The following is an 11,797-nucleotide window of genomic DNA, read 5'->3' on the forward strand; positions in this document are numbered from 1 at the left end:
AACCATCGATAGTTGTATTCACCGCCAAAGCTCCTGATGGGTATGAATAGTACCATTTACCTCCAACTTAGAACCAGCCAGTTATCATGGCACCTAAATCGTTTAAATAATACCAGTCACCGTCAATTTTCTTCCATCCAACAGAGCGATTTCCCTCATTATCAATAAAGAATTTTTTACCATCAATTACAGCAATATTGGGTGTCAAAATACCATCTTTTTCATTTAGGTAGTATTGTTTATCCCCTAAGGTTAGTAAGCCTTTTTTCATTACTCCATCAGTTTCAAAGTAGTAGGTCTTACCATCAATCTTTTGCCAGCCAGTGATATAGACAAAACTCAACCCACTATAGCTGACAAAAAGCAAAAAAAACAGGAGATTTCTCTCCTGTTATGAGTCAATTATTTAAAATTAAACCCACTCACCGTTTGCATTTACAGTGTAACCATCTGGTGTAGTAGTACTTACTGCAAGAGCTCCTGATGCGTATGAGTAGTACCAGTTACCACCAACTTGATACCAACCAGTTGCCATTGCACCTGATGATTTCAAGTAGTACCAAGTACCGTTATCTTTAACCCAACCAGTTGCCATTGCACCTGATGATTTCAAGTAGTACCAAGTACCGTTATCTTTAACCCAACCAGTTTGCATAATACCTTCAGCATTTAGGTAGTACCAAGTTCCTTGATCATTAACCCAACCTGTTGCTTTTGTACCTTTTGAGTCTACTACATAAGTCCAGTTACCTTTAGTATCTTTATTCCAACCGAATTTAACTACAGCTGCTGGAGTTGGTGTGTCTGCTTTAATAACATCTTCCAATACGAATGCTACATTTTCTTTTTTGTATGCAGCTTTAGCTTTTTCTTCTTTGTCTTTATAATCAGCTTTCGCAGTTCTTAGCGCAGTATCTGCACCGAACAACTTAGTAGTAGCATCTTCAACTGCTTTGTATTTAGCATTCTTAACATCTACTAGCTTAGCAAAAGTTTGACCTTCTTCCAATAGACCTGTACCGTCAGAAATTGCTTTAGTCAAAGCATCAATAGCTTTTGTAAGTTTTTCAGAGTCTTGTTTTTCTGCTTTTACAGTAGCATCTAGCTCTTTAACTTCTTTTTCCAAAGTAGAAACTTTTTCATTAGCATCAGAATAAGCTTGTTGAGCTTTTGCCAATACTGACTCAAGTTCTAATTTTTTAGCTTCGTATTTCGTTGTAGCTTCTACATCACCACCAAGTGGTTTTTTATCATATTGCTTATTAACGTCGTCCTGAGCTTTTTCCAAGGCTACCTTAGCTTCATCTAATGCTTTATATGCTCCTGAACGTTTACCTTCTTCTTTTTCACCTAATTGATCTTTTTTAGCTTCCAAGTCTGTTGAATCTTTAGCTGTCTTATCATCTACTTTTGCTCGTAATTCTGTAAAAATTGCTTTTTGTCCTTCTGCATCACCTTTTTTTAGTTCAGCATCACGAAGAGCTTTAACAGCATCAGAATAAGCTTGTTGAGCTTCTGCAAGTTTTTCCTCTGCTGCCTTTTGAGCTTTTGTTGAAGCTTGTAGAGTTGAATTAGCTGCACGCAATGCATTTACAACAGGTTGAAGAGCTCTAACCTTAGCTACTGCATCATCAACTTTAACTTCCTCACTGACCTTAACTCCAAGAGCATCCTTAATTAAAGTTGCATATGAATCATCAGCTGAAACAGCTTGAACAGCACCAAATGCTGCAAGAGCGACTGCGCTTGTCAATAAAACTTTTTTCATCGTTTTATCTCCTTTGTTTTTCATTATATTATTTTTCGTAAGACTATCTTACTACCATACAGTATATAAATATTTGCAGGATTTGTCAAGAGTTTTCTTATGTTTTTTAAACTTTTTACCTATTTCTTCGAAAAAAGGAGAAGAAAACTAACTCGCGAAAAAATTCCCCCTGAAATACTCTAGCCTCCAAGTTGACATTTCGCAACTACTCATCCCTCAGATGATATCTTTTATATCTAAACTATATAGATAGTTAGACAGAACTTACTTCTCTGATATTATCTTACAACCCCTTGTAAAAGTCAAGTAAAAACGGCAAGTATTTGGATAACACTTACCATTTCATAAACTTTCTACTATATAAAGATTGAACTCATAATAAAGCCTCAAATTCAGCTACTGACATACCTAATTGCTGGCTGGCAACCTCTGAACTCAGGAGATGTTGGCGAACGAGATTTAGTAGCATAGACAAACTTCCTTCAACTTTCCCACGTTCAAGTCCCTGTTCAATCCCCTCAGCCCTAGCTGTTTCCAAGGCACAGTCCTGTGCTAACAAGGCTTGTTCTTCACGCATACGTAGTTGACTAAACATTTTCCTGTCCTCCTCGGACCAGCTTTTATAGTCCAGCAGTTGGTCTGCTTGGCTGATGGCTCGCTCTGGGTTCTTGAGTAAAAGGCTTGTTCCCAAAAAACTCCAACCACGGCTTACGAATGCTATCTTTGCTGGTTTCTCTGTATTTGTTAAGTTCTTATTTGTGATGCTCTTTCAATAGTTCTTCAAACTCAGCTACTGACATGCCCAATTGCTCACTCGCAACCTCAGGTGTTAGAAGACCTTGACGTACTAGATTTAGTAGCATAGACAAACTTCCTTCAACTTTTCCACGCTCCAGTCCCTGTTCAATACCACGTTCCAACCCCTGTTCAATCCCTTCTGCCCTAGCAGTTTCCAAGGCATAATCATGAGCCAATAATGCCTGTTCTTCACGCATACGTAGTTGACTAAACATTTTCCTGTCCTCCTCGGACCAGCTCTTGTAGTCTAGCAGTTGGTCTGCCTGGCTGATGGCTCGCTCGGGTTCCTGAGTAAAGGGTTTATTCCCAAAAAAACTCCAACCACGGCTTGTGAACCTTATCTTTGCTGGTTTCTCTGTATTTTTAGGTCTTATTTATGATGGTCTTTCAATAATTCTTCAAATTCAGAGACAGTCATACCCAACTGCTGACTGGCAATCTCTGAAGTCAGAAGGCCTTGGTGAACCATATCTAGGAAAGCAAAGAGTTTTCCTTCAATTTTTCCACGCTCCAGTCCCTGTTCAAGGCCCTCTGTGCGGCCACGTTCAAGGCCACGTTCTAATCCTCTTTCTTCAGCTTGTTCCAAGGCATAGTCCTGCGCTAACAAGGCTTGTTCTTCACGCCTGCGCTGTTCACTAAACATTTTCCTGTCCTCCTCGGACCAGCTCTTGTAGTCTAGCAGTTGGTCTGCTTGGCTGATGGCTCGCTCGGGTTGCTGAGTAAAGGGCTTATTCCCAAAAAACTCCAACCATGGCTTGCGAATACTATCCTTGCTGGTTTCTCTGTATTTTTTTAGTTCCAAGAACGCCATCTTGACTAGATGGTTTTCTTGTCCATTGTTTGTGATAGTTAAGACCTCACCTGTCGTGTCCTCTCGCATGCTGAAACTGTGGAAAGCCAAGTCATCTGAGAAGTAATTACTATCGACAATAGCAATAGCGTATACTGGGGCAATGTGTTTGTAGCTCTGGTGAGTATCACCTTCACGCTGACGAATTTTTTCAAGATTTTGATTGACCTGACTACATAGATAAGCCCACAAGCGATTGATGAAAAAATTCTGATGATGCACTTGAATCTCAATAATTACTTGAGTACCGTTGTCCAACTCCGCCAAGACGTCTATACTAGTGTAAAAATCCTGAGCCGAGTAAGGCAGGGATGGCAAGACATGAATATTGCTCCCCTCCAAAATGGTTACATTTTTGGCTGGTAAATCCAACATATCGCGAATAAATTGACAAGTGATTTCTGGATTGCTAAAGATTTTCTTAGCTACCAAGTCATTGGTTGGGCTGATGCCCGGATGACGTACAGTCATACTTCCTCCTTTCATTATAGCACATTTTTAAATCTAGATTCACTGCTACTATCTATATTATTCGAAAAAGAAAAGGAAAAGTCCAAACTTTCCTAACAAAAAAGATAGCCAATCTCTTTTACATCAAGAAATTTAGCTATCCTTTTTAGTTATTTTCATATTACATAACGTTTGTCCACAGATTTCTTACTTATGCCTTTCTAACAGCGCCTCAAACTCAGCGACAGTCATACCCAATTGATCACTTGCAAATTCGGAAGTTAAAACATGTTGGCGTACCATATCCAGAAATGCAAAAAGTTTCCCTTCTTCTCTTCCTTCAACTTTCCCACGCTCCAGTCCCTGTTCAATACCACGTTCTAATCCTCTTTCTTCAGCTTGTTCCAAGGCATAATCATGAGCCAATAATGCCTGTTCTTCACGCATACGTAGTTGACTAAACATTTTCCTGTCCTCCTCGGACCAGCTCTTATAGTCTAGCAGTTGGTCTGCCTGGCTGATGGCTCGTTCTGGTTGCTGGGTAAAGGGCTTATTCCCAAAAAACTCCAACCATGGCTTGCGAATACTATCCTTGCTGGTTTCTCTGTATTTTTTTAGTTCCAAGAACGCCATCTTGACCAGATGGTTTTCCTGACCGTTGTTTGTGATTGTTAAAACTTCACCTGTCGTATCCTCTCGCATACTAAAACTGTGAAAGGCTAAGTCATCTTGAAAATAATTACTGTCCACGATAGCGATAGCATATACTGGTGAAATATATTTATAACTCTGGTGGGTATCACCTTCACGTTGGCGAATTTTTTCAAGATTCTGATTGACCTGACTGCAAAGGTAAGCCCACAGGCGATTGATGAAAAAATTCTGATGATGAACTTGAATCTCAATAATTACTTGCGTACCATTATCCAACTCCGCTAAGACGTCTATACTGGTATAGAAATCCTGCGCCGAGTAAGGCGTAGTGGGCAAGACATGAATATTGCTTCCCTCCAAAATAGTCACATTTTTTGCTGGTAAATCCAACATATCGCGGATAAATTGACAAGTGATTTCTGGATTGCTAAAGATTTTCTTAGCAACCAAATCATTGGTTGGGCTGATGCCCGGATGTCTTAAAATCATCCTTTTCCTCCTTTTATTATACCACAGTTTTAAATCTAGGTTTACTAGATTCACTGACTCTATCTATTTATTCGGAAAAGAGACGAAAAAAACCTGAGAATCATCTCAGGCTTGGTCATTAAATCTTTTTCTCAATACTGAAAAGTGGAGAAAGTGGGCGTTTTTCATGGATACGTACAATAGCATCCCCTAGGAGATGAGCGATTGAAATCTGCTCAATCTTATCAATCAAACGCTCTTCTGGCAGATAGATTGTATCCAAAACAACCAATTTCTTGATAGCTGATTTTTGGATATTGTCCATAGCAGGACCAGAAAGAACTGGGTGCGTACAGCTTGCATAGACTTCAACAGCACCAGCTTCTGCAAGGGCATCTGCCGCATGACAAATCGTTCCAGCCGTATCAATCATATCATCAATCAAGATACAAGTCTTGCCTTCTACCTTACCGATGATGTTCATGACTTCACTGGTATTCATCTTATCAACGCTACGACGTTTGTCAATGATAGCAATAGATGTTTTCAAAAATTCTGCCAACTTACGAGCACGAGTCACCCCTCCATGGTCTGGGCTGACAACCACATAGTCAGAACCAACCATGCCACGACGCTCAAAATAATCCGCAATCAGAGGAGCTCCCATCAAATGATCCACAGGAATATCAAAGAATCCTTGAATCTGCGCAGCATGCAAGTCGATTGTCAATAAACGATCTACTCCAGCTACTTCAAGCATATTTGCGACCAGTTTTGAAGTGATTGGCTCACGCGCTCTCGCCTTTCTATCCTGACGTGCATACCCATAGTAAGGCATGACAACATTGACAGATTCTGCACTCGCACGCTTCAAAGCATCTACCATAATCAAAATTTCAAGCAGATTGTCATTTACAGGCGAACTAGTTGATTGTAGAATAAAGACGTGTTTCCCACGGATTGATTCTTCGATGTTGACCTGAATCTCTCCATCTGAAAATTGGCGAACACTTGATTTCCCCAACTCTATCCCAATCTCCTGCGCCACACGTTTTGCCAATTCTTGATTAGAAGAAAGGGCAAACAGCTTTAAATCAGAAAAAGACATGATTTCCTCCGGTATATATGTATCGCTTGTGCTTTTCACAAGATTTTTCCATCTACCATTGTAGCGCTTTTTACACTATTTTTCAATCAAAAATAAAAGAAGGGCACCATATTTGTACCCTTGCATCATTCTTTTGAAAAATATTCTAGTTCATCAACTCATTGTGCTTCTCAACAAAGCGATAAGCCTGATAAAAACCATAGAAAGTAATAGCTGTAACCACTGGAACCGCTAAAGGCAACTCTGTCTCCAATTCCACAAAAGGAGAGTTAAACAGGAAGTGAGTCCCCAAGGCTAAACCTAGGAAAATAAGTCCCTGTTTCTTGCCAACCTTCTGTCCTTTATAGGCTCTGTACAGCAAGTAAACACCTACTACAGCTAGACCTGAAAAAGTCCAGTGAGAGGCAATACCTGAGATGATACGCTCTAAAATTCTCGAAATAGTAAAGTCAAATCCCTCTGGCAAATCCGTACGAATATAGCCAATATCCTCAATCATTTGGAATCCCAAACCAGAAGCAATCCCTAGTAAAAACAAAGATTTTAATTTTCGTACAGGAATCAAAGCTAAAACAAAGACAAGTGGCAATAATTTCAAGGGTTCTTCTACCAAAGGAGCCACAATCGCACTTTCAAAGGCATTTAAAAATGCACTATCTGGGAAAAGAATACCCAGTAAATCATGGATATAAGTATTCACAAAGCTAGACAACCAGCCTGAAAGGAACATCCCACCCAATAAAGACAAAATCAAGGCATTCTTTGGCAATTCCCATTTTTTCCCAATACGGAAAAGGAAATAAAGAGCCGGAATCATGTAAAAGAGAGCTAGAAAGATAGAAACTCCCATTAGTCCATATTCCGCATCTGACATCGAACCATCCGTATAGTAGATGGTTTCATATTGTAAACCAATACATAGCAATAAGATAAAAATAAATAAAATGCTGTTTTTCTTCATACACTTTCTTTCTAAATGAAGTGTTTATAATTCTACAACTGTCATACTTCCTGTATCCACATCGTAAATGGCACCAGAGATAATGACATCGTCTGGTATTAGGGGAGACTCGATAAGAAGTTGCATGTCCTCACGTACACTCTCCTCTATATCTTGAAAGGGCAAGAAATCCTGGTCTGACACATCGACACCTAGTTCCTCTTTTAAATACTCCTGAAAAGGTCCATTTTCAAAGGTCTGAGCACCACAGTCTGTATGGTGCAATACCACAATCTCTCTTGTCCCCATTTGTTGCTGGGAAATAACTAGCGAACGAATCATGTCCTCAGTCACTCGACCACCTGCATTCCGCAAGATATGAGCATCCCCAAGTGCCAATCCTAAAGCTTGTGCAACGTGCAAACGAGAGTCCATACAGGTCACAATGGCTACTCTTGTTTTGGGTTTAAGTGGCAGATTTAACTGCCCATGTAGGGCAACATAAGCCTGATTGGCTTGCATAAACTGTTCAAAATACGACACGATTCCCTCCTTGAAAATTTGATAGTCAAATATTTCTCCTATCTTATCATTTTTAAGAGGATTTGTCACAAATTAAGCAAAGACCTTTTTCAAAACCTCCTGAATCGTTGTCACTCCAATGACCTGAATTTCCTTGGGCGGAGTGATTCCTGTCAAGGAATTCTTAGGTACATAAATCTTAGTAAAACCCAGTTTAGCAGCTTCATTGATGCGTTGCTCGATACGATTCACGCGCCGAATTTCTCCTGTCAAGCCCAGTTCTCCCACAAAACATTCCTGAGGATTGGTTGGCTTGTCCTTGTAGCTCGAAGCAATGGCAACAGCAACAGCCAAGTCAATGGCAGGTTCATCCAATTTGACACCGCCAGCAGATTTGAGGTAAGCATCCTGATTTTGCAAGAGAAGACCTGCTCGTTTTTCCAAAACAGCCATAATCAGGCTAGCACGATTAAAATCAAGTCCTGTCGTCGTACGCTTGGCATTTCCAAACATGGTCGGTGTTACCAAAGCCTGAACCTCCGCCAAAATCGGACGCGTCCCTTCCATGGTCACAACGATTGACGAACCAGTCGCCCCATCCAAACGCTCCTCTAGGAAAACTTGACTCGGATTGAGCACCTCAACTAAGCCACCCGACTGCATCTCAAAAATTCCAATTTCATTGGTAGAACCAAAACGGTTTTTGACCGCTCGCAAGATTCGGAAGGTATGGTGACGCTCCCCTTCAAAGTAAAGCACTGTATCTACCATATGCTCTAGCATACGAGGACCAGCCAAGGTTCCTTCCTTGGTCACATGACCTACGATAAAGATGGCAATGTTATTAGTTTTGGCCAGCTGCATAAGTTCAGCCGTCACCTCACGCACTTGAGAAACAGATCCCTGCACCCCTGAAATCTCAGGAGACATAATAGTCTGAATAGAGTCAATAATGAGGAAGTCTGGTTGGATGCGCTCCACCTCAGCTCGAACACTCTGCATATTGGTCTCTGCATAGAGATAAAACTCGCTATCAATATCTCCCAAGCGCTCTGCTCGTAGCTTAATCTGCTGGGCAGACTCCTCCCCACTGACGTAGAGAACAGTCCCCACTTGAGACAACTGGGTTGAGACTTGTAGGAGAAGGGTTGATTTTCCAATCCCAGGATCCCCACCTATGAGGACGAGACTTCCTGGTACCACTCCGCCTCCAAGTACACGGTTGAATTCCTCCATCTCTGTCTTGGTTCGATTGACATTGATAGAAGTTACTTCAGCCAGTTTCATGGGCTTGGTTTTCTCACCTGTCAAGGACACACGCGCATTTTTGACCTCGGCAACCTCAACCTCTTCTACAAAGGAAGACCAAGACCCACAGTTAGGACAACGTCCCAGATATTTAGGGGAATTATACCCACAATTTTGACATACAAATGTCGCTTTTTTCTTTGCGATGATAAACCTCTTTCTATATCTCTAACTCACACTCAATCGCTTGGCAAAAATCAATCTTCTCATTTGGCACAAACTGACGTATGAGCATGTTGTGAGTTACCACTATAACGGTCTGGTAATCTCGATACTTAGCCATGCATTCTAGAAAACGAGACTTCATTTCCGTAACTGTCTCATATTGAATAGGACTATTAGGAAGTAACTCCCCCTTATTTTCTAGAAACATAGTACGAGCTTTTTCAAAATTATCTGTGCCACTTTCATAGACCTGCCATTCATGTAATAAAGGCTCCACTCTCAAAGGAAGTCCAGTAACACAAGCCACATAAGAAGCCGTTTCTAAAGCTCTTGTGACTGAAGAAGATATGATTATTTCAGCTGAAGGGAGTAAAAGATTGGTGCTCAGTTCCTGAGCTTGCTGCCGTCCCTTCTCAGACAAGGGCGCCAAATCTATCCCAAATCCCGTATAAGAACGCTCCTCTAACTCACGGTAATTTGGCTCCCCGTGACGGATAAAAATAATTTTCATATTAAGATCCCCATAAAACTATCCAATCTTGATTCCGCAATCTTGCCACTGCTTCAGTGTTTTAGAGAATTTCTTCTGGTTGGCAACTCCGACAGCAGACAAATCGACAGAAACCTGATAATTCTCCTTGGTAGCTGCCAAAACGGAAGCCTTAACACAGACATTGCCATCTACCCCTATAAACTCTATGCTTTTAGCACCGTTTTCCTCTAAAAAATCTTTTAAATCTGGATTAGTAAAGCAAGAAGCCCGACGCTTCTCAAAGATACGAGAAGAGACAAGCAGCAAGCCGGTCGCAAATTTCTTCTTTCTGTCTTTTCTCACCTGTCAAGGACACACGCGCATTCTTGACCTCGGCAACCTCAACCTCTTCTACAAAGGAAGACCAAGACCCACAGTTGGGGCAACATCCCAGATATTTAGGGGAATTATATTCACAATTTTGACACACAAATGTCGCCTTTTTCTTTGCGATAATAAACCTCTTTCTATATCTCTATCTCACATTCAATCACTTGGCAAAAATCAATCTTCTCGTCTGGTACAAATTGGCGCATGAGCATTCCGTGAGTTACAATGATAATAGTTTTATAATTTTTATATTTTTCCAAAGCTCTTAAAAAACGATGACGCATCTCTAGATCAGTTTCATAGCGATAAGGAGAATCTTCAGATAAACCTCCTTGATGTTTTAGATAATATTCATGAGCTACCAATACACTAGTTAAATCAGAGTTAGTGCCATCTAAGTCTGGACGCCACTCATGAAAAAACGGCTCCACAAATAAGTCCAATCCTGTTTCAACTGCTATATAATGGGCTGTTTCTAAAGCCCTCGTCACAGACGATGAAATAATAATCTCTGCCTTTCCAAAACATGCAGTTTTAGCAACTTCTTTTGCCAAACTGCGACCTTTTCCTGTCAATGGTGCTAAATCACGACCAAAACCACTATAGAGTTGCGGATTTTCAAGTTTATCAAGCATACTATAATCTGGCTCCCCGTGACGTACAAAGATAATCTTCATCCTAGTGACCAGTTGAACCAAAACCACCAGTTCGAACGCCATCAGCCGCATCTCCATCTGCAATTAAGAAAGGAGCAAAGACAGCCTGGACCACACGTTCCCCAACTTCAAGAACAACTTCTTGATCTGTAATATTCTTCATCTGAGCAAAAATATGCCCTTCATTCCCAGGATTGCCATAATAATCCCCATCAATGACCCCAACTGAATTAATCAAAACCAAACCCTTCTTACGAGGGTTTGAAGAGCGATCATAGAGATAGAGAACCTCAGTCGGTTGCATATAAGCCTTAACCCCTGTCGGAACTAATACAATCTCTCCTGGAGCGATAACTGTGCGCACAGCAACCTTTAAGTCGTAACCAGCCGCATGCGCTGTCTCACGCTTTGGCAATAAATTCTCATCTGTAAAACTCGAAACCAATTCAAAACCACGAATTTTCATCATCTTCTCTTTTCTATTATCATTTATTCTAGATTATTCTATCTTATTTATTCGGAAAAAGCACGAAAAAAAGAGCACACAATTCAAATCGCTTAGGGCTGCTGGATTCCTCCCCTGACCCGCTTCACGCAGAACTGTTGCTCCACTGTTTATTATATCACATTCCTCTTCATTTTAAAAGCAAAATTATTTTTTCCGTCTATTTCTAAAAAAGTCCTGCATAATAGCTGCGCATTCATCTTCCAAAATTCCCGTTTCAACCTCCACACGATGGTTGAGACGCTCATCTGTCAAGATATCGTACAAACTCCCAGCAGCGCCAAATTTCTGGTTTTTAGCCCCATAGACCACGTTTGGAATACGGGCGAGCCCAATCGCCCCACTACACATGACACAAGGCTCAATGGTCACAAAAAGCGTGCAATCCAGCAAGCGCCAGCTCTCCTCACTCAAGTTCGCATTCTCTATAGCCATAATCTCCGCATGCATAACCGCTCGCTGCAATTCCTCACGCGCATTATGCCCACGGCCAATGATTTCTCCGTCCTTGACAATCACACAACCAATTGGAATTTCATCGTGTTCAAGAGCAATCTCAGCCTCTCTCAAAGCCTCCCTCATAAAGGCTTCTTTTTCTTCAACTGTATAATTCATCAATTTCCCTTTTCCTACTTATCGATTTTATTATTATATCATGATTCCCAACAATCGAGTAGGGGATAATCTTTAGCCCCTCTCACACCACCGTACGTGCCGTTCGGCATACGGCGGTTCAACTAACT

At 41.0% G+C, this 11,797-nt stretch carries 12 protein-coding genes, 1 other RNA gene and 4 pseudogenes; all 17 read right to left on the reverse strand.

The features are described from left to right. Nucleotides 1-67: 67 nt before the first annotated feature. The 17 genes and pseudogenes from RYL77_RS08030 to tadA all read right to left on the reverse strand — a co-directional run bounded on the left by RYL77_RS08030 (nucleotide 68) and on the right by tadA (nucleotide 11,669). Nucleotides 68-343, reverse strand: a complete 276-nt coding sequence (locus RYL77_RS08030) for a hypothetical protein (RefSeq protein WP_315010908.1) — start codon at nucleotides 341-343, stop codon at nucleotides 68-70. A gap of 69 nt (nucleotides 344-412) precedes the next feature. Next, complete coding sequence (locus RYL77_RS08035) at nucleotides 413-1,768, reverse strand: hypothetical protein (protein WP_315010909.1); 1,356 nt, start codon at nucleotides 1,766-1,768, stop codon at nucleotides 413-415. Between the two features lie 373 nt (nucleotides 1,769-2,141). Further along, nucleotides 2,142-2,520 (reverse strand): annotated as a pseudogene (locus tag RYL77_RS08040) (hypothetical protein); the annotation flags it as partial. Further along, nucleotides 2,521-2,929 (reverse strand): annotated as a pseudogene (locus RYL77_RS08045) (hypothetical protein); the annotation flags it as partial. It lies immediately after the preceding pseudogene. 7 nt (nucleotides 2,930-2,936) lie between these two features. Continuing rightward, entirely contained in the window at nucleotides 2,937-3,887 is a 951-nt protein-coding gene (locus tag RYL77_RS08050) for an Rpn family recombination-promoting nuclease/putative transposase (RefSeq protein ID WP_315010910.1), read from the reverse strand. 186 nt (nucleotides 3,888-4,073) lie between these two features. Continuing rightward, complete coding sequence (locus RYL77_RS08055) at nucleotides 4,074-5,009, reverse strand: Rpn family recombination-promoting nuclease/putative transposase (protein ID WP_315010911.1); 936 nt, start codon at nucleotides 5,007-5,009, stop codon at nucleotides 4,074-4,076. Nucleotides 5,010-5,127: 118 nt separating this feature from the next. Further along, nucleotides 5,128-6,096, reverse strand: a complete 969-nt coding sequence (locus tag RYL77_RS08060) for a ribose-phosphate diphosphokinase (RefSeq protein WP_033682853.1) — start codon at nucleotides 6,094-6,096, stop codon at nucleotides 5,128-5,130. A gap of 145 nt (nucleotides 6,097-6,241) precedes the next feature. Next, nucleotides 6,242-7,057: a PrsW family glutamic-type intramembrane protease gene (locus RYL77_RS08065; RefSeq protein ID WP_315010912.1), complete on the reverse strand. Its 816-nt coding sequence runs from the start codon at nucleotides 7,055-7,057 to the stop codon at nucleotides 6,242-6,244. 24 nt (nucleotides 7,058-7,081) lie between these two features. After that, entirely contained in the window at nucleotides 7,082-7,579 is a 498-nt protein-coding gene (locus tag RYL77_RS08070) for a carbonic anhydrase (protein ID WP_004237611.1), read from the reverse strand. A gap of 72 nt (nucleotides 7,580-7,651) precedes the next feature. After that, on the reverse strand, nucleotides 7,652-9,016 hold the full coding sequence (radA, locus tag RYL77_RS08075; RefSeq protein WP_135783528.1) for a DNA repair protein RadA: 1,365 nt from the start codon (nucleotides 9,014-9,016) through the stop codon (nucleotides 7,652-7,654). Nucleotides 9,017-9,026: 10 nt separating this feature from the next. Then, nucleotides 9,027-9,542 (reverse strand): histidine phosphatase family protein, encoded by a 516-nt coding sequence (locus tag RYL77_RS08080; RefSeq protein ID WP_315010913.1) that lies wholly within the window; start codon nucleotides 9,540-9,542, stop codon nucleotides 9,027-9,029. 18 nt (nucleotides 9,543-9,560) lie between these two features. Next, nucleotides 9,561-9,863: pseudogene (locus RYL77_RS08085) on the reverse strand (isochorismatase family protein); the annotation flags it as partial. After that, nucleotides 9,859-10,020 (reverse strand): annotated as a pseudogene (locus tag RYL77_RS08090) (DNA repair protein RadA); the annotation flags it as partial. The pseudogenes RYL77_RS08090 and RYL77_RS08085, both read right to left, overlap by 5 nt. A 10-nt stretch (nucleotides 10,021-10,030) precedes the next feature. After that, nucleotides 10,031-10,570, reverse strand: a complete 540-nt coding sequence (locus RYL77_RS08095; protein WP_263394213.1) for a histidine phosphatase family protein — start codon at nucleotides 10,568-10,570, stop codon at nucleotides 10,031-10,033. A gap of 1 nt (nucleotide 10,571) precedes the next feature. After that, entirely contained in the window at nucleotides 10,572-11,015 is a 444-nt protein-coding gene (locus RYL77_RS08100) for a dUTP diphosphatase (RefSeq protein ID WP_000701987.1), read from the reverse strand. A 56-nt stretch (nucleotides 11,016-11,071) separates the two neighbouring features. Beyond that, nucleotides 11,072-11,167, reverse strand: an RNA gene (ffs, locus tag RYL77_RS08105) — signal recognition particle sRNA small type. Nucleotides 11,168-11,201: 34 nt separating this feature from the next. Continuing rightward, a complete protein-coding gene (tadA, locus tag RYL77_RS08110; protein ID WP_033682847.1) occupies nucleotides 11,202-11,669 on the reverse strand; it encodes a tRNA adenosine(34) deaminase TadA in 468 nt (155 codons plus the stop codon). Between the last annotated feature and the right edge of the window lie 128 nt (nucleotides 11,670-11,797).

The sequence above is a fragment of the uncultured Streptococcus sp. genome, assembly GCF_963516515.1.
Classification (GTDB): Bacteria; Bacillota; Bacilli; order Lactobacillales; family Streptococcaceae; genus Streptococcus.

Bases quoted from the DNA above. Each gene is read 5' to 3' on its own strand.
- RYL77_RS08035 (WP_315010909.1), bottom strand. From the start codon at position 1,768: ATGAAAAAAGTTTTATTGACAAGCGCAGTCGCTCTTGCAGCATTTGGT.
- RYL77_RS08050 (WP_315010910.1), bottom strand. From the start codon at position 3,887: ATGACTGTACGTCATCCGGGCATCAGCCCAACCAATGACTTGGTAGCT.
- RYL77_RS08055 (WP_315010911.1), bottom strand. From the start codon at position 5,009: ATGATTTTAAGACATCCGGGCATCAGCCCAACCAATGATTTGGTTGCT.
- RYL77_RS08060 (WP_033682853.1), bottom strand. From the start codon at position 6,096: ATGTCTTTTTCTGATTTAAAGCTGTTTGCCCTTTCTTCTAATCAAGAA.
- RYL77_RS08065 (WP_315010912.1), bottom strand. From the start codon at position 7,057: ATGAAGAAAAACAGCATTTTATTTATTTTTATCTTATTGCTATGTATT.
- RYL77_RS08080 (WP_315010913.1), bottom strand. From the start codon at position 9,542: ATGAAAATTATTTTTATCCGTCACGGGGAGCCAAATTACCGTGAGTTA.
- RYL77_RS08095 (WP_263394213.1), bottom strand. From the start codon at position 10,570: ATGAAGATTATCTTTGTACGTCACGGGGAGCCAGATTATAGTATGCTT.
- RYL77_RS08100 (WP_000701987.1), bottom strand. From the start codon at position 11,015: ATGAAAATTCGTGGTTTTGAATTGGTTTCGAGTTTTACAGATGAGAAT.
- tadA (WP_033682847.1), bottom strand. From the start codon at position 11,669: ATGAATTATACAGTTGAAGAAAAAGAAGCCTTTATGAGGGAGGCTTTG.